15 protein-coding genes are annotated in these 17,535 nt (G+C 63.1%); 6 read left to right on the plus strand and 9 right to left on the minus strand.

What is annotated here, in order from left to right; genetic code table 11:
- The first annotated feature begins 1 nt into the window (after nucleotide 1).
- Complete coding sequence (locus V8689_RS16160) at nucleotides 2-1,039, plus strand: AraC family transcriptional regulator (protein WP_056783871.1); 1,038 nt, start codon at nucleotides 2-4, stop codon at nucleotides 1,037-1,039.
- Here the strand turns inward: V8689_RS16160 and V8689_RS16165 are convergent.
- From V8689_RS16165 to V8689_RS16185, 5 genes are all read right to left on the minus strand, one after another.
- Nucleotides 1,026-1,907: a LysR family transcriptional regulator gene (locus V8689_RS16165; RefSeq protein WP_056783867.1), complete on the minus strand. Its 882-nt coding sequence runs from the start codon at nucleotides 1,905-1,907 to the stop codon at nucleotides 1,026-1,028. The genes V8689_RS16160 and V8689_RS16165 overlap by 14 nt on opposite strands.
- 197 nt (nucleotides 1,908-2,104) lie before the next feature.
- Nucleotides 2,105-2,722, minus strand: coding sequence for an isochorismate family cysteine hydrolase YcaC (gene ycaC / locus V8689_RS16170; RefSeq protein ID WP_003191905.1), 618 nt, complete (start codon nucleotides 2,720-2,722; stop codon nucleotides 2,105-2,107).
- Nucleotides 2,723-2,752: 30 nt separating this feature from the next.
- Nucleotides 2,753-4,591, minus strand: a complete 1,839-nt coding sequence (locus V8689_RS16175) for an amidohydrolase (RefSeq protein WP_034134486.1) — start codon at nucleotides 4,589-4,591, stop codon at nucleotides 2,753-2,755.
- Complete coding sequence (locus V8689_RS16180; RefSeq protein ID WP_056783863.1) at nucleotides 4,588-5,178, minus strand: antibiotic biosynthesis monooxygenase; 591 nt, start codon at nucleotides 5,176-5,178, stop codon at nucleotides 4,588-4,590. Before V8689_RS16180 ends, V8689_RS16175 begins: the two co-directional genes overlap by 4 nt.
- 217 nt (nucleotides 5,179-5,395) lie before the next feature.
- Nucleotides 5,396-6,304, minus strand: a complete 909-nt coding sequence (locus tag V8689_RS16185) for a LysR family transcriptional regulator (protein WP_056783860.1) — start codon at nucleotides 6,302-6,304, stop codon at nucleotides 5,396-5,398.
- 205 nt (nucleotides 6,305-6,509) lie between these two features.
- Here V8689_RS16185 and V8689_RS16190 point away from each other — a divergent pair, with 205 nt between their 5' ends.
- Both V8689_RS16190 and V8689_RS16195 read left to right on the plus strand, forming a co-directional pair.
- Nucleotides 6,510-6,908 (plus strand): helix-turn-helix domain-containing protein, encoded by a 399-nt coding sequence (locus tag V8689_RS16190; RefSeq protein ID WP_003191911.1) that lies wholly within the window; start codon nucleotides 6,510-6,512, stop codon nucleotides 6,906-6,908.
- Nucleotides 6,909-6,966: 58 nt separating this feature from the next.
- Nucleotides 6,967-9,729 (plus strand): ATP-binding protein, encoded by a 2,763-nt coding sequence (locus tag V8689_RS16195; RefSeq protein ID WP_056783856.1) that lies wholly within the window; start codon nucleotides 6,967-6,969, stop codon nucleotides 9,727-9,729.
- Here the strand turns inward: V8689_RS16195 and V8689_RS16200 are convergent.
- Nucleotides 9,676-11,124 carry a winged helix-turn-helix domain-containing protein gene (locus V8689_RS16200; protein ID WP_056783854.1) on the minus strand — a complete coding sequence of 483 codons (1,449 nt, stop codon included), beginning with the start codon at nucleotides 11,122-11,124 and terminating at the stop codon, nucleotides 9,676-9,678. The genes V8689_RS16195 and V8689_RS16200 overlap by 54 nt on opposite strands.
- 150 nt (nucleotides 11,125-11,274) lie before the next feature.
- Nucleotides 11,275-12,225 carry a GlxA family transcriptional regulator gene (locus tag V8689_RS16205; RefSeq protein WP_003191916.1) on the minus strand — a complete coding sequence of 317 codons (951 nt, stop codon included), beginning with the start codon at nucleotides 12,223-12,225 and terminating at the stop codon, nucleotides 11,275-11,277.
- Nucleotides 12,226-12,406: 181 nt separating this feature from the next.
- Here V8689_RS16205 and V8689_RS16210 point away from each other — a divergent pair, with 181 nt between their 5' ends.
- Both V8689_RS16210 and V8689_RS16215 read left to right on the plus strand, forming a co-directional pair.
- Nucleotides 12,407-13,129: a pirin family protein gene (locus tag V8689_RS16210; protein ID WP_056783851.1), complete on the plus strand. Its 723-nt coding sequence runs from the start codon at nucleotides 12,407-12,409 to the stop codon at nucleotides 13,127-13,129.
- A gap of 145 nt (nucleotides 13,130-13,274) precedes the next feature.
- Complete coding sequence (locus V8689_RS16215; RefSeq protein WP_081089504.1) at nucleotides 13,275-13,661, plus strand: hypothetical protein; 387 nt, start codon at nucleotides 13,275-13,277, stop codon at nucleotides 13,659-13,661.
- Nucleotides 13,662-14,264: 603 nt separating this feature from the next.
- Here V8689_RS16215 and V8689_RS16220 read toward each other — a convergent pair.
- On the minus strand, nucleotides 14,265-15,221 hold the full coding sequence (locus tag V8689_RS16220; RefSeq protein WP_056783846.1) for a GlxA family transcriptional regulator: 957 nt from the start codon (nucleotides 15,219-15,221) through the stop codon (nucleotides 14,265-14,267).
- A 109-nt stretch (nucleotides 15,222-15,330) separates the two neighbouring features.
- Here V8689_RS16220 and V8689_RS16225 point away from each other — a divergent pair, with 109 nt between their 5' ends.
- Entirely contained in the window at nucleotides 15,331-15,873 is a 543-nt protein-coding gene (locus V8689_RS16225; RefSeq protein ID WP_056783844.1) for a thioesterase family protein, read from the plus strand.
- Between the two features lie 9 nt (nucleotides 15,874-15,882).
- On the opposite strand, the gene pvdP is transcribed toward V8689_RS16225, so the two are convergent.
- Nucleotides 15,883-17,511 carry a pyoverdine maturation tyrosinase PvdP gene (gene pvdP, locus V8689_RS16230; protein WP_056783841.1) on the minus strand — a complete coding sequence of 543 codons (1,629 nt, stop codon included), beginning with the start codon at nucleotides 17,509-17,511 and terminating at the stop codon, nucleotides 15,883-15,885.
- Nucleotides 17,512-17,535: the final 24 nt, after the last annotated feature.

The following is a 17,535-nucleotide window of genomic DNA, read 5'->3' on the forward strand; positions in this document are numbered from 1 at the left end:
AATGGCCGTGAAAACCAGCTGGTATGAAAACGACAGCCGCTTCATCCCCGGTCATTATCAACCCGCCACGCTGATCGACCTGGGCTTGTCCCGGGACATCGACAGCCATCGCCTGCTGCGCGGCACCGGCCTGTTCCACGAAGACATCCTGGCCGGTACCGCGCGGTTGAGCCCGCAGCAGTTCCTGGGTTTGATCGGCAACAGCCGCAAATTACTGGGCGCCGATGACAGCAGTTTCCTGTTTGGCCAACGCCTGCTACCCGGCTACTACGGCGCCGCCAGTCATGCGCTGGGGCATGCACAGAACCTTCATCAGGCGCTGGAGATTCTGATCCAGCAACAGGTGCTGCTCAGCCCGCTGGTCACGCTGCAACTGGAGCTGGATGAGCATCACGCTTACCTGTATTGGTTGGACAGTTGCGGCGCTGGCGAACACTGGCGCTTTCTGCTGGAAGCCAGCATGACTTCACTGGTTGCCATGAGCCAATGGCTCAGCGGCCAGCGCTTGCCGTGGGTCTGCAGTTTCAGCCATGCCGAACCCCGGTACGTCGAGCAATACTGGGTGCATCTGGGCGAACACACGCGCTTCGAACGCCCGCTGGACATGATGTGCCTCCCCCGTGAATACCTCACCCACAACTGGCCGGGCGCTTCAGCCACCGCGGGCCAGGTCGCGCGCCAGCAAGCCCTTGAACAAATCGAGCAACTGGGCTTTGCCACAAGCTTTCTGGACTGCCTCTACGGCTACCTGCGCGAACACGTGCGCCAGCCACCGAGCCTGGAACAGGCCGCGCACACCTTCGCCATGAGCCCGGCCACGCTAAAGCGCAAGTTGCAACGGCACGACACGGGTTATCAGCAACAGGTCGACCGGGTGCGCAAGCACGTGGCGTTGCACCTGTACCAGGCCAAGGGCTTGAGTAACGAGGAAGTGGCGGCGTACCTGAACTTCAACGATGCGGCGAATTTTCGGCGCTCGTTCAAGCGGTGGACGGGCAGCACGCCCAACCTGATCCGCCAACTGTTCAGCAGCCGCTAGCCAGGCGTTCGCGCAGGAACTCCACCAGCGCTTGCACCGGGCGTGAGCTCTGGCGGTGCTGCGGGTACACCGCCGACAGGGTCAAGGCCTCAGGCGCGAAGTCTTCCAATACCTTGACCAAACGACCGTCCTTCAAGGCCTCGCTGACAATGAACGTCGGTAGATAGGTAACGCCTAAACCGGCAATCGCGGTATCGCGCAGCAGGTCACCGTTATTGACGCGCATGCGCCCACTGACGCTCAAGGCTTGCAACTTGCCCTTGAAGCGCCATTGCACCTGGCGGCCGTGGCCGTAGGGCAGGCAGTCGTGCGTGGTTAAATCCTCGGGTTTCAAAGGCGTGCCGCGCAGCGCCAGGTAGTCGGGGCTGGCACAATACACCCGCTCGATAGCAGCGATCCGCCGGGCGATCAGGGTGGAATCTTCCAGGGTGCCGATGCGCAGTACCAGGTCGTAGCCTTCGCCGATCAAGTCTACCGGCCTGTCGCTCAGGTCGACTTCAACGCAGACCTGTGGATGCTGGCGCAAAAACAACGGCAGCAGGCAACCCAGGTGCGCCATGGCGAACGACAAGGGCGCGCTGAGGCGAATGGTGCCGCGCGGTTCGCTGTTCTGGCCGGCGATGCCCTGCTCCACCTGCTCCACCTCTCCGAGCAGGCGCAAGGCCGACTCGTAATAGCTCTGGCCCAGCGGGGTGACGTCCAGGCGCCGTGTAGAGCGGTTGAGCAAGCGCACGCCCAGGCGCTCTTCCAGTTGGATCAGGCGGCGGCTGACAAATTGCTTGGACAAGCCCAATTGCTCGGCGGCGGCGGTAAAACTGCCGGATTCCATGACCTGGCAGAACAGGCGCATGTCTTCGAAGGGGTTCATTGTCGCTTCTCAGGGGACGATGGGCTGTTTTATAGCCTGTCAGTGGTCACACCACAAACCAAAATGTGAACCCAATCAAATGTGGGAGCTGGCTTGCCTGCGATGGCGGTGCATCAGCCAGCAATGCTGTTGACTGATACACCGCCATCGCAGGCAAGCCAGCTCCCACAGGGTTTTGCAGTGTTTTACAGGCCCGGTTACTTGGCAGCGAACGCCGAGTAGCTGTTCATCAGGTTGCGGTAGTTGGGAATGCGCGGCGAGAGCAGGTTGGCCAGGCCTTCCATGTCGTTGCGCCAGTCCACTTGCAGCTCGCAGGCCACGGAGAACCAGTTGACCAGTTGCGCACCGGCGGCGGTCATGCGTGCCCAGGCGGCTTGTTGCACGGTTTCGTTGAAGGTACCGGAAGCATCCGTGACCACGAAGACCTCAAAGCCTTCGTCAAGGGCACACAGGGTCGGGAATGCCACGCACACATCGGTCACTACACCGGCAATGATGATCTGCTTGCGGCCGGTCGCCTTGACGGCCTTGACGAAGTCTTCGTTGTCCCATGCGTTGATCTGGCCAGGGCGCGGGATGTATGGCGCATCGGGGAACAGTTCTTTGAGCTCAGGCACCAGTGGGCCGTTGGGGCCGCTTTCAAAGCTGGTGGTCAGGATGGTCGGCAGGTTGAAGAACTTCGCCACGTCGGCCAGGGCCAGCACGTTGTTCTTGAACTCGTTGGGGGAGAAATCCTGCACCAGGGAGATCAGGCCGGTCTGGTGATCAACCAACAGCACAACAGCATCGTCTTTGTTCAAGCGCTTGTAAGTCATGGGTAACTCCTTTGGGGATGGGGGTGTTCTTCAAAAGGCAAAGCAGGAGCAGCCGAACGCACCCCAGAAACCCTGGAAGTCGCTGACCGGCACGCTGGAAAGGCGCGCTTTTTCATGGCTGTGGGCATGCACGCCACAGGGGCCGCTGCACTGGTGAACCTGGGCCTGCATCGGCGACGTCGGGCGCCAGTGCCCTGGCACCTTGACCACCGGCGACCAGTCCGGCAGCACCGGTACCCGTGGCGGTGCGAAATCTTCGAAGTCGCCAGCGCCGTACACGACCTTGCCGCCGACCACTGTCAGCACCGACTCGATCCACTTGATGGCTTCTTCTTCGACACTGAAAAAGTCCGCCGACAACGCGGCAACATCCGCCAATTGGCCGACCTTGATCTGGCCTTTCTTGCCCTGCTCGGACGAGAACCAGGCGCTGCCGTGGGTGAACAACTCCAACGCGGTAAGGCGCGGCAAGCCCTCGGCGTGCAGCTCCAGGCCTCCGACAGTGCGGCCGCTGACCATCCAGTACAGCGAGGTCCAGGGGTTATAGCTCGACACGCGGGTGGCGTCGGTGCCCGCCCCTACCGGCACGCCTTCGGCCAGCATGCGCTTGATCGGCGGCGTGGCTTCGGCAGCCTTGGCGCCGTAGCGCTCGACAAAGTATTCGCCCTGGAACGCCATGCGATCCTGGATCGCAATACCGCCACCGAGGGCACGCACACGTTCGATGTTTTTCGGGGTGATGGTTTCGGCGTGGTCGAAGAACCACGGCAAGCCATTGAACGGGATGTCGCGGTTGACCTTTTCAAACACGTCGAGCATGCGCGAGATGGACTCGTCGTAAGTGGCGTGCAGGCGGAACGGCCAGCGCTGTTCCACCAGGTGGCGCACCACCGGTTCCAACTCCTGCTCCATGGTCAGCGGCAGGTCCGGGCGGGGTTCGAGGAAGTCTTCGAAGTCCGCCGCCGAGAACACCAGCATCTCGCCGGCCCCGTTATGGCGCAGGTAGTCATCGCCCTGATGCAGGGTGACGCTGCCGGTCCAGTTCTTGAAGTCGCTGAGTTCTTCCTTGGGCTTCTGGGTGAACAGGTTGTAGGCGATGCGCACCGTCAACTGTTGGTCCTTGGCCAGTTGCTCGATCACCGCGTAGTCATCGGGGTAGTTCTGGAAACCGCCGCCGGCATCGATGGCACTGGTCAGGCCCAGGCGATTGAGTTCACGCATGAATTGGCGGGTGGAGTTGACCTGGTATTCCAGGGGCAGTTTCGGGCCCTTGGCCAAGGTCGAATACAAAATCATCGCGTTGGGCCGCGCCACCAGCATGCCGGTGGGGTTGCCGTTGCTGTCGCGCACGATCTCACCGCCCGGCGGGTTTGGCGTGTCCTTGGTGTAGCCCGCCACCCGCAGTGCGGCGCGGTTGAGCAAGGCGCGGTCGTAAAGGTGCAGCACGAACACCGGGGTGTCCGGGGCGGCCTGGTTGAGTTCTTCCAGGGTGGGCATGCGCTTTTCAGCGAACTGGAATTCGTTCCAGCCGCCCACCACGCGCACCCATTGCGGCGTGGGCGTGCGGTCGGCCTGGTCTTTGAGCATGCGCAAGGCATCGGCCAGGGACGGCACGCCTTCCCAGCGCAGTTCAAGGTTGTAGTTCAACCCGCCACGAATCAGGTGCAAGTGCGAGTCGTTGAGGCCGGGAATCACGGTGCGGCCCTTGAGGTCGATGACCTGGGTGCCGCTGCCGCGCAGGGCCATGGCTTCGCCGTCGGTCCCCACGGCGACAAAGCGCCCTTGGTGGATGGCCACGGCGGTGGCGCGTGGGTTTTCCCGGTCCACGGTGTGGAACTGGCCATTGAACAGAATCAGATCGGCGTTCATAGGGTTTCCTTTACAGAGGCTTCAAGCCAGGGAGCGAACAGGCGGGTGGCCGCCGGCATCAGCAGGTACACCACCAGCAACACGATGGTCAGGGTGACCAGGAAGGTGGAGACCACGTAATTGGACAGAAACGGGTGCAACCGCAGGATCGGCCCCCAGATAAACGGCAGCAGCAAGGTTTGCGGCAGGATCACAAACAGGCTGACCATCGCCTGCTTCCAGCGCGGCGGCTTGGCACCGCCCTCGGCCTGGGGCGTGAACCAGAATTCATTGGCCGCGCCGATTTCGGTCTGGTCGCCGTCCGCGAGCATAGGCGCGGCTTCGTCGATCAGGGCCTGGCGTTGCGGGGAGCCGAGCCACAGCTCAAGGGCGTTGGTCGAGCTATAGCGCAGTACGCAAGTGAACAGCGCCATGCCGTTTTGCTGGCTGCGCACCACGTCAACACCCAGGTGCCCAGGGCGTTCGCCCGCGATGCGCACGATGCGGCGCAGCCAGGCTTCGTACTCGACTTCAAAGCCGGGTTTGACCCGGTGCTTGACGACCAGGGTGACGACTTCGTCGGGGCTGGTGTTGACGGTTGAATCCATGGCTGAGTGCTTCCCCGGGGTATTGAACGATGGGGAGAGTCTGGCCCGTTGAGCGGTGGGGAGAATTGGATGTATGTGCTGTTTGGCTTTTTGTAGGAGCGAGGGGACGCCTAGTTCTTGCTCGCGAAGAACGTCAACGATAACGCGGGGTTAATGGTTCAACGTGGCGCCCTCAGGTTTTTCGCGAGCAAGCTCGCTCCTACAATTGTAGGCAAAGCTAGGTTGCCCGGGCCATGTGTTCCGCAATCCTGCCCCTCAGCCATCGCTCCGCCGGGTCGTTGTCATGCACCCCGCTCCACACCATTGACAGCTCCGCCGCATCAATCGCAAACGGCGGGTCCTCGGCGCGCAGGCGTGTGCCTTCGGTCAACGCGCACGCGGCGTAATCGGGCACGGTCGCGATAATCTGCGTGCCCGCCAGCAACGCCCGTAACCCGCTGAACTGCGGCACCGCCAGCACCACCCGGCGCGAGCGGCCGATGCGGGCCAGGTCCAGGTCGATATTGCCGCTCAGGTCGCCGGAGAACGACACCATCGCATGGGGCCTGGCGCAGTAGTCATCCAGGGTCAGCGGCGCCTCGCAGTCATCCCCGCGCAGGACCTTGCAGGGGATATCCCGCAGTTTCTTGCGCTTGGCATTGGCCGGCAGATCGGTGGTGTAGCTGACCCCCACGGAGATTTCACCGCTGGCCAGCAGCGAGGGCATCAACAGGTAATTGGCGCGGCGCACCACCACGATGATGCCCGGCGCTTCTTCGCGCAGGCGGCTGAGTAACGACGGAAACAGCCCGAACTCCGCATCATCGGACAGGCCGATACGGAACACCGCGCAGCTGGTGGAAGGGTCGAAATCCTTGGCACGGCTGACGGCGCCCGAGATGGTGTCCATGGCCGGTTGCAGCTCCTTGAGTATCGCCAGTGCACGCGCGGTGGGTTCCATGGCACGGCCATTGCGCAGCAGCAACGGGTCGTCGAACAAATCGCGCAAACGGCCCAACGCGGCGCTCACTGCCGGTTGGCCGATAAACAGCTTTTCGGCGACTCGGGTCAGGTTTTTCTCGAACATCAAGGCTTCGAAAATCACCAGCAGGTTCATATCGACGCGGCGCAGATCGTTGCGGTTCATGGGCGCTATCCAAACGTTTTCCAGAGGGCCAGGGAAGCATGCACTGCACGCCAGGGATTGCATAGCTGTGCTGTCTTTTCCAGCACCGCACCTGGCGAAATTAACAACGATTAACTCGTCAGCCAGGCGGCCCGGCAACAAGATGAAGCGCGTCTACACTGCACCCATCCACCGGGAACGTTCCCATCGACTGCGGATATTTGTCATGGCCCGACTCGAGCAATATGCCCCCCGGTTGCCCGCCACCGGTGGCCTGTGCCCCCGGCGTGAGCGCATCGCCAAGCAACTGATCCTTGCCAACCTCGGCGAAAGCCTGGCAATCGCCGACCTGGCCCAGGCCTGCGCCTTGTCGCGCAGCCACTTTTCCCGCGCCTTCAAGTGCACCACGGGGCTGTCGCCCCAGGAATGGATTCGCCAGCAGCGCATCCAGCGCGCCAAGGAGTTGATTACCGGCTCGTCCCTGAGCCTCACGCAGATCAGCCTGGAATGTGGCTTTTGCGACCAGGCGCACTTTTGCCATATGTTCACCCGCAGCGAAGGCGTCAACCCGATGACCTGGCGAAACCACCACTCGCGCAGCAAACCTGATGTGATCGCTGCCTAGTGGTCTGCACGTACCTGGAATATGCTGGCCGCTCTCTTCCTCCAGAACCTGGGCAGCCATGAATGACTTGAGCGACCAGGCCGTGCATTTCGGCCCCTACCGCATCCAGCCGCGCCAGCGCCTGGTGCTGGAGGCCGGTCGCCCGCTGCGCCTGGGGCGGCGGGCGGTGGACATTCTGCTGATCCTGCTGGAGCACGCCGGCAATGTGGTGAGCAAGCAGGAGCTGATCGCACGGGTCTGGCCCAAAAGTGTGGTCGAAGACGGCAACCTGCGGGTGCACATGGCGGCGTTGCGCAAGGCACTGGGTGACGGCCAGGCCGGGCAGCGCTATATCGTCACGGTCGCCCAGCGCGGCTACAGTTTTGTTGCGCCACTGAGCATCGAACCCATGACGCTGCCCACCGACGGTGCGCCCCAACGCCCCAGCCATAACCTGCCGTTGCGGCGCACGCGCATGATCGGCCGCCAAGCCCTGATCGACGCCCTGGTACAACAACTGCCGCAGCAACGCTTTATCACCCTGACCGGCGCCGGCGGCATCGGCAAGACCACCGTGGCCTTGCGCGTCGCCGAATTGCTGATCGGGCATTACCGCGACGGTATTCACCTGCTGGACCTGGCGCCGCTCAGTGCGGCGCCGATGATCCTGCCCAACCTGGCCGCCCTGCTCGGCCTGACACCGGGCGAAAATACGGCCCTGGCCAGCCTCGCCCGCAGCCTGCAGGCACGCCAGATGCTGCTGGTGATCGACAACTGCGAGCACCTGCTCGACGACATCGCCCTGATCACTGAAACCCTGCTGCGCCATGCACCGCACCTGCACATCCTCACCACCAGCCGTGAAGCCCTGCGCGCCGAAGGCGAGTATGTACAGCGCCTTGAACCGCTGGCCTGCCCGCCCGCCACCGGCAACCGCGCCCAGGCCCTGGGTTACCCGGCCATGCAATTGCTGATCGAGCGCGCCATATCTCACCAGGAGAGCTTTGCCCTCAGCGACGCTGAACTGCCCCTGGCGATTGATATCTGCCAGCGCCTGGACGGCATTCCCTTGGCGATCGAACTGGTGGCCGCGCAAATCGAACGGTTTGGTTTGCCGGGCCTGCTGGTGCAGATGGAACACAACTTTCGCCTGCTGACCCGTGGGCGACGCACTGCCCTGCCCCGCCAGCAGACCCTGCGCGCCACGCTCGACTGGAGCTTTGACCTGCTCACCGAGTGCGAACAAATCTGCCTGCGCCGCCTGGCGGTCTTTCGTGGCGGCTTCAGCCTGGTCAGCGCAGCGGCAGTGATCGCCGGTGAGCAGGTAGCCCCCGCCGAAGTGCTGGGCTCCATCACGCAACTGGTAGCCAAGTCGTTGTTGAATGTGGAGGCCAGCGATGACGAGATGGTCTATCGCCTGCTGGACATCACCCGCACCTATGCCCTGGAAAAGCTCAGCCAGGCCTGCGAGCTGCATGCCACGCGAGAGCGCCACGCTGCACGCTGCCTGGCGCTGATGGAACAAGCCCAGGCCGATTGGGACCTGATCGCCACACAGCCGTGGATCGACCGTTACGCACCGCTGCGCGAAGACGTGCGCGCCGCCCTCGACTGGGGCTTTGCTGACGGCGGTGCGCAGCTGCTGGCTATCCGCCTGACGGTCAGCGCGATGCCGCTGTGGCAAGAGTTATCGTTGCTGCGTGAGCACGGCGGCTATGTGGACCAGGCGCTGGCGCTGATTGGCCAGGTCACCGCACCCTGCACGCAATTGACCCTGCAACTGCAATTGGCCCTGGGCAGCCTCTCCTACCACGCCATGGGCGCCGCACCTCGGACCATTGCGGCATTCGAGGGTGCCGCACGCCTGGCCGAGACAACCCAGGACCTTGGCGGCCAGTTGCGTGCGGTCTCCGGGCTGATGGCGGTGAACCTGTGCGCCGGACGCTACGGCCCAGCGCAGGCGCTGAGTGTGCAGTTCGAACGCCTCGACCCACGCACCGAGCCGTTGCTGGGCCTTAGCGCCCAGCGGCTGCGTGCGCTGGGCCAGCATTACACCGGCAACCAGCCGCTCGCCCGGCACCACGCCGAGCAGGTGCTGCAGCGCATGTCCCAAAGCGGTCACGTCAACCGCTTTGCCCTCGGGGTTGGCGTGCAATACGACCAGAGCGTCGCCTCCCTGACCGTGCTGGCGCGAATCCTGTGGTTGCAAGGCTTTGCCGATCGCGCCTGGCGCACCGCCAGTCAGGCGCTGGAGTTGGCGCTACAGATCAACCACGGCACCTCGATCTGCTACACCCTGGCCCTGGCCGGGGTGGTGATCGCTCGCTACAACGGCGCCGAAGACGATGCCCAAGCCCTGCAACGTCTGCTGCTGGAGCAGTCGCACCAGCATTCGGTGCAGTTGTTCCAGACCTGGGCCGGGCATTACGCCGGTATTCTTGGCCACCCGGATTGGCAAGGCCTGGGCCTGATCCAAGACACCTTGATCACCTTCGGTGCCCATGCAGTCGATGCGCCAATGCTGGAACGCGCGCGCAGTGGTGCGGCGGGCTGGTGCGCCCCGGAGATTCTGCGGGTGTACGCCTTGCAGCTAGAGGATGAGCACGCCGCCGAAGCCCTGCTGCTGGAAGCCCTGGGCCTGGCGCACCAGCAAGGCGCCCTGGCCTGGGAGCTGCGCTGCGGCGAATCCCTGGCGCAATTGTGGCAACAGCAGGGGCGCATTCAGCTCGCCAGGGACTTGCTCGGTTCAATCCATGCACGCTTCAGCGAAGGCTTCGCTACCCAGGATCTACTGCGCGTGCGCTGCCTGCTCGACGAGTTGCAGGACAAACGGCCGGCCTGAGAACGCGCCCAGGCAAGGCGCGTAGCCTTGCTGCAAACGCTCGACCTGGCGCGGGTCGCGCAGTTGCCCCAGGGCGTAGCTGCGCACGCAGTTGAGCAGGCGATAGCGCGGCGGGCCCAGGCCGGGCTCGACGCTCAGCAACGAGACGTTGACCAGGCGTGCCAGCAGGTAAGACAGGTCGGCATGTTCAAGCTCGGTACCGGCCACCATGTCACTCAGGCCAGGTAAGGTGACCGCCATCTTGAACAGGCTCAATTGCAGAAACAGCCAGCACTCCGGCAGGCTCAGGCGCTCGTAGCTCCAATCCAGGGCCGCGGTGAGTGAGCGATGGCGCTCCACCGCCGTGCGCCGCCCGCGGGCCAGCACTTGCAAGCCCGTGCGTACTTGCATCTGCACACCGCCGATGCCCAACGCATCCACCTGGACGGCCGCCAATTCCAGGGCCAACGGCAGGCCGTCCAGGCGCCGGCACAGGTCGCGCAGCGGCGCCAAATCCTGGGGCCGCAAATTAAACCCCTGCTGATTGGCACGCGCGCGCGCCACGAACAGTTGCACCGCAGGACAGGCCATCGCCTGTTCGACATTGGCCGACGGCGACGGCACCGCCAGCCGAGGCACGCGCACCACCCACTCGCCAGGGGCCAACAAGGCTTCGCGGCTGGTGATCAGCACACTGATGCCAGGCGCCGTCTCGCGCAGCGCACGCAGCAGCTGTCGACACGCGCCCAGCAGCAGGTCGGCGCCGTCGAGTATCAGCAGCAACTGGCGCGAGGCCAGGCGCCGGCCCAGTTCGTTGAAACTGTCGGGCGTGGAATGCAATTGCAGTACCCTGGCGAGGCTGCCGAGCAGTTCGCTCGGCGCTTGCACAACGGCCATGTCGAGCCACCATACGCCTTCGCGATAACGCGGCAATGCCCGCTCGGCCAGGGCCAGGGCCAGTGTGCTCTTGCCAATGCCGGCCACGCCGGTGAGGGTCGACAAGCGCTGCGCGGCCAAACGCCGCGCCAGCACGCCCACCAGTTCATCGCGCCCACACACCGGGCTCAGACGCGCAGCCAGGTTGTGCTGAGGCAGCAGCGTCGGCAGCGCGTCCTGCGCAGGCGCAGCGAAGCAGTAACCGCGCTGGGGGTGATTGAGGATCCAGCGTTGGCCGTCCAGGGCGCGACGCAGCGCGGCAATGTGCACGCGCAGGTTGCTGTCTTCGACGACGCTGTTGGGCCACACCCGCTCGATCAAGGTCGCCTTGCTGAAAAAGTGCCCAGGCGCTTCGAGGAGTACCGCGAGAATATCCAAGGCTCGCCCGCCCAGCGGTACCGGCCAGCCCGCCTTACTGACCAGGCGCTGCTGCCGATGAAAGGTGTAGGGGCCAAAGCTCACCGCCGTAGCATTTTGCATGTCCGTCACAGCGCTGAAACACCCGTGCTTGAGTGCCTGCGCATCCTTTTTCCATGGGCTCGACGCTATCTTGCCAGTTGGCGATGACAGGACAATGCTGGCACGGGGAGCGATACGGACAATCGGGTGCCTGAGACGGACATGCTGTCGTTAACTGAACTGTTGTCGGTATTGGGTAGGGTTCAGCCCGAGTTTTTCGCTGAACAGAAAGCGCATATGCCGCACGCTGCCAAAGCCTGCGTGGAAGGCCACGGTCTTGAGCGGCAGGTCGGTGGTTTCCAGCAAGTGTCGGGCCCGGTCGATGCGCGCGCCTTGCAGGAATGCCATGGGCGTCATCTGCACGTCTTTGGCGAACAGCCGCGCAAAGTGGCGCGCGCTCATGCCTGCCAGCTCGGCCATGGACTCGATGGTAAAGGGTTGATCCAGATGCGCCAGCACGTGGTTCTGCACGCGGGTGATCGGGGTCTCTTGCGGCGCCACGGCAGCAGTCATCGGGCTGAACTGGGCCTGGCCGCCCTGGCGTTTCATCACCACCAGCAGCACCTTGGCCACATCCACCGCCACTTGCTTGCCATGGTCCTGGGCCACGACCGACAGGGCCAGGTCGATACCTGCAGTGACGCCACCAGAGGTGATCAGGCGCCCATCCTGCAAATAGATGCGATCGGTCTCGACGATGGCGTTGGGAAACGCCTTGATCAACCGCTCGGTGTAGTGCCAATGGGTGGTCACGCGGTGCCCGTCCAGCAAGCCTGCGTGGCCGAGCACGAAAGCGCCGGTGCAGATCGAGCCAAAACGCCGGGCCCGTGGCGCCGCGACTCTCAGCCAGGGCAACAGCGCGGGGTGGCATTCGTTATAGGCGCCGGGGCCGCCGGGCACCAGCAGCAGGTCATAGGCCGCCTGGGCCTGTTCCAACAGCAGATCGGTCTGCACGCTCACGCCGTTGGACGCCCGCAACGGGCCGGGCTCGGTGCCGATGGTCAGGATCTGGTAGTGATCGGCCGCCGGTAGATAGCGGTTGGCAATCGAAAACACTTCCAGCGGCCCAGCCATGTCGAGCAGCAGGAAGTCCGGGAACAGCGCCATGGCCACGGTTTTCATAAGCGGGAAATGTCCATCGAGAAGAAGTGCGGCGGGCATTATGGCACGACTTTAACTGTCAACCTGAGAGCGACAGTTATTCTATTTTCATCTTCTTAATCAATCATTCGTTAACCATTAACCTTCTTCTCAACGCAAGCGCCCTGCATCTCGCAGCCCGCGCTCACTTGAGGACTGGACCATGCTGACCCTTCGCAAAGCTTCCGAACGCGGCGCCGCCAATCACGGTTGGTTGAAGTCGTTCCACACCTTCTCTTTTGCCAACTACTGGAACCCCAAGGAGCAGGGTTTTTCCGACCTGCTGGTGATCAACGATGACCGCGTCGCCGCAGGCAAAGGCTTCGGCCAGCACCCGCACCGCGACATGGAGATCTTCTCCTACGTGCTCGAAGGTGCGCTGGAACACAAGGACACCCTGGGCACCGGCTCAGTGATCCGCCCCGGCGATGTGCAACTGATGAGCGCCGGCAGCGGCGTGGCCCACAGCGAGTTCAACCATAGCCAGCGTCATGGCGTGCACTTCCTGCAAATCTGGATCGTGCCCAACGAAGCCGGCGCCAAACCGCGCTATCAGCAAGAGCATTTCACTGAAGCGCAAAAACGTGGCCGCTTGCAGTTGATCATCTCGCCGGAGGGCGCCAACGGTTCGCTGAAAGTGCGCCAGGACGCACGGGTGTACGCCGGCCTGTTCGACGCTGACGAAAGTGCCCGCCTGGAACTGGCGCCGGATCGCTACGCCTACGTCCATGTGGCGCGCGGCAGCGTGGAACTCAACGGCCAGCGCTTGCAGGAAGGCGACGGTGTACGCGTACGGGACGAACGCCAGATCCGCCTGAGCCATGGCGAAGACGCCGAAGTGCTGGTGTTTGACCTGCGCCCCAACGAACTGCCGCAAATGCCATGACGGCCGCAGTGATGGTCCCGCCAGCGGGACCATCGTTGGCATCGATAGTCACCATCAGCGCAATGAAGTTCTCTTAAAAAATGCAACGCGTAACATCAAACCCATGCCAAACGGCACCCAACTAAAACACTCGGAGCACACCATCATGAAACGCCAACTCTTGCTCAGCCTCGCTTTCTCGGTACTCGCTGCAAACGCTTTTGCCCACCCGGTTGTCGCTGAAGGCGGCGCGGATCGCCTGATAGAAACCCGCGTTGCCGAAGGTGGCGCGGATCGCCTGCAAGAACGCGGTTTGGCTGAAGGCGGTGCTGATCGCTTGCAAGAACGCGGCCTGGCTGAAGGCGGTGCGGATCGCCTGCAAGAACGTGGCCTGGCTGAAGGTGGTGCGGATCGCTTGCAAGAACGTGGCCTGGCTGAAGGCGGTGCGGATCGCCTGCAAGAACGTAGCCTGGCTGAAGGCGGTGCTGATCGCTTGCAAGAACGTGGTCTCGCTGAAGGCGGTGCCGAGCGCTTGCTGAGCACCCACGTATAACCCCGCACTGTTGGCGGGACACCCCAAACCGGCCTGATCAGCCGGTTTTTTTTCGTCTTCAATTTCTACATCACACTACCCCCCGTAACCACGATGCGAAGCGAGCCGCTCTTGATCTTGATCTGCCTTTGATCTCAAGCGCCCCGTCAAACCACGCTGGCCGGAATTCGACAGTGATTTGGGGGGTAAACCGGCAGGGATGCCGGTTTAGCCGCCCCGCGCCATGGATGGCGCGTGGCGGCGGCCCCCCAAATCACTGGCGGATTACGGGCACACCGAGCCCCAGCGAGGTGCCGAGTGGTGGGGCAAGAGCCCTTTGGTTACTTTGGGGCTTTTCCAAAGTGACCCGCCGTCAGGCGGAACCCTAAGTCGCCGTTACCGCAGCAATGGATATGTACACAATCCAACTGTGCTGACTGCCAGGCCGCCTTCGCGAGCAAGCCCGCTCCCACAGTTTGATCGCGGGGCATCAGGTAGATAGGCGTCGGCTGGGAGGCCGCCATCGCAGGCAAGCCAGCTCCCACATTTAGATTGTGGGGTGTCAGGTAGGCAAGTGTCGGCTGGCAGGCCGTCATCGCAGGCAAGCCAGCTCCCACAGTTGGATCACGGAGCAGTCAGAAACTTCTTGCGATACGCCGCCGGCAGCATCCCCACCCGCTGCTGAAACAACCGCCTAAACGAATTACTGTCCTCATAACCCACCGCATACGTAATGCTATCGAGCGTCATCCGCGTCGACTCAAGCATCTGCTTGGCGCGCTCCAGACGCAGACTCTGCAGATAACCAATCGGCGTACACCCCGTGGCCTCCTTGAAGCGCCGCTTGAAATTACGCACCCCAAAGCCAAAGCGCTGGGCAACCTCGTCGATCACCAATGACTGCGCAAAGTGCTGCTCCAACCAATGCTGCACACGCAGGATCTGCGCATCACCGTGGCTCTTGGGCAGCGACCACATCGCGTAGGCCGACTGCTCAGTGCGCCCAGCATCGATCAGCAAATACTTGCCGCAGGTATGAGCCAGCTCCGGCGAACCGAAACGGCGGACCAGGTGCAGCATTAAATCCATCGCCGCCGTAGCGCCGCCGCAGGTGATCAGGCGATTGTCTTCGCAGAGGATCTGCCCCTCATCCAGGCTGACCTGGGCATATCGACGCCGGAAGAACCCGGCAAATGCCCAGTGAGTCGTCGCACGCAAGCCGTGCAATAACCCCGTTTCGGCCAGCATGAAGGCCGCCGTGCACATCGAAGCCAATACAGCGCCCTGTCCATGCTGCTCACGTAACCAGGGGCCGTAGGCGGCGAACGTCGGCAGGGCTTCCTTGAGGGTAAAGAGAAACCCGGGAATCAGCACCAGGTCGGTGTGCGCGATCTGCGCCAGTGAACCGTGCACCTGCAGGCATTGCCCACCCCATACCGTTACCGGCTGGCCGTCCATAGACGCGAGCATCACCTCAAACGGCGGGCTGTCAGCGAACAGATTGGCCGCACTGAGCATTTCCATGGCCAGGGTGGCACTGGCAGCGGAACACTGATCCGCCAGGAGCAAGGTGACGTGCATATAAAAACTCCGGCTTGCACTTTTCGCATGTAATAAGTCATTTACGCATCTACCTTAGCCGATTCCGCCCCCGTACAGTGCGGCCATTGATCAACTGTCTGGCGTCTTTATGAATCTCTGGTTTCGATTACTGCACATGCTGTTGCGCCGCCCCTGGCGCAAACCGGTTCACGGCCTGGCCACCACGGTGGTGCGCATGCGGGTCTGGCCGCTGGATCTGGACCTGAACCGGCATGTCACCAATGGCCGGTATTTCACCCTGGCCGATGTGGCACGCATGGATTTTGTGCTGCGCACGGGCGCCTTTCGCGTGGCGCTGCGTCACAAGGCCATGCCGATAGTCGGCGATACCTGGGGCAAGTTCCGTCGGGAATTGAAGCTGTTCGAGGCATTCGACGTGCACACCCGCATTCTCGGCTGGGACCACAAGTGGAACCTGATGGAGCACCGCTTCGTCAGCAATGGGCGGGTGGTCGGCGTGGTGGTGATGCGCGGGCTGTTTCGCTCCGCCAAGGGCACCCTGCCCCCGGCCGAATTTATCCGCGAGCTGGGCTTGGACGACACTTCACCGCCGATGCCGCAATGGTTGAACGACTGGGCACGCAGTTGCGATGAAATGAGTGCGCAATTGCGCGAGGAAGAGCAGGTTTAAGAACCCCTGCTAAGCCTCGCGCTTGACCTTCAAATGCCGCGCATACCATGGCCGCTGCGGTACACGTTTGAACAAGCCCTTGAGCAGCTCTTCATCGGCACCGAAGGTAATGCGCAGGGCCAGCTTCATGATCTCCGGATCCATTTCCATCGAACGCCCCTGTTGCAGCCCCGGCGTGGTGCTGCAGCCGTGGGTGTCCGGGCCCAGCCACGGGTCGCCTATTTCGACCCAGCGGCCTGGCGCGAACCAGGCCACGCCGTTGACTTCCAGTCGGCTCACCTCACCTGGGTTGAAGCGCTCGTGGGCACGAAACCAGTCTTCGATGCGGTCATCGATCCAGCCGTGGAAATGCCAGAACACCGGGTTTACATGGGATGAAAACGGGTCGCCCAGAAAGTCGTTCTCCGGCGCATACCAACGTGCGGCAAAGTCTGCGGGGTCCCGGGCGAAGGGGACCGGGGCGCCGTTGGACGGGTCGCGGGGCACCGAGGCCCAGCGCATATGCAGCCAATCGTGCAGGCCCAGTTCCATTTCCGAGCCCAGTTGGCCCAGGCTCAACTTGGCCAGGTAGCGCGGATCGCGGTACTGGGATTCCCACACCTGAAAGTTGCTGTGGTAGGTCTCGGCCGCCTTGATATCGCTGACCCACTGGGTGTAGTCGGCGTCATCCGGCGCCGACCAACAGGGCGGCAGCGCGAAACCGTCGTGGTTGTCGAAGTAGCGCACAAAGCCCAGGCGATCGCGCTCCAACGGCGGTTGCGGCTCGGGGAATTGCGGCCAGGACGGCAAGTCCTGCATGGAGCGTGCGGTGCCGAGCATGTGGCGGTGCATGAAAAAGAAGTCGATGCCCGAACCATTGCGGTCTTTGCGCTTGCCGCGGGCGTCGCGTTCGTGGCCACGGGGCCCGGGCTGCCAGCCGATGCCGCGCAGGGCCTCGCGTTTTTCTTCGGAGAGCTTGTGCCATTGGTCGCGGGTGGCGTGCCAGAGCTGGTGAAACAGGCGGTGCTCGGGAGAAATCAGCCAGGCCAGCAAGGTCGGGTTGAGGCCGATGCGCTGGCGGGCTTCGGGGAACAGTTGTTTGTGGGCGATAAAACGGTTGTCGCGTTCGGTCAGCGCCAGGGGCCGCTCAAGGTCGAGGATGTGCCCGCTGAGGGTGGCGCTGCCGGCATTGCCGAAATCGGCCCAGACTTCATCCAGGGTCATCTTGAATTCATAGGCCGGCGCGCCGCCGTCGGAATCACGGTCGATCAAGCGCCAATAGAGCACGGCGCCCTCGCCCGTCAGTAGGTCGCCCAAGACGCGGTAACGCGGCTCGCCGTCGGCGCGCAATTGCTCGGCGGTGTCCAGGTAACCGCGCAGGCCACGGCCACGGGGGGCGATGTCGAGCAGCAACTCCAGGCCTTGCAGCGGCAGGCCCGCAAGGCCGGCATCGCGGCCTTCCAGGCGCACGCTCCAAACGCCCCGCAGGGTGTTCGCCAGGTGCTGGCCCTGGGTGTCAGCGAGGTCGACCGTGGCTTCGCCGGGGGTGATGGGAAACGCTTCTTCCCGTGTCAACTCGCGATGGGCATAAAAGGCCGCGGGCACGGCTGCACCGGTCAGCGCCAGGCCTGCGATGAACCCACGTCGAGAGATTGTCATTGGCTACCTTAGGAAACGGCTTGA

Origin of the sequence: Pseudomonas sp. AK181 (assembly GCF_051122975.1) — a bacterium.
GTDB lineage: Bacteria > Pseudomonadota > Gammaproteobacteria > Pseudomonadales > Pseudomonadaceae > Aquipseudomonas > Aquipseudomonas lactis.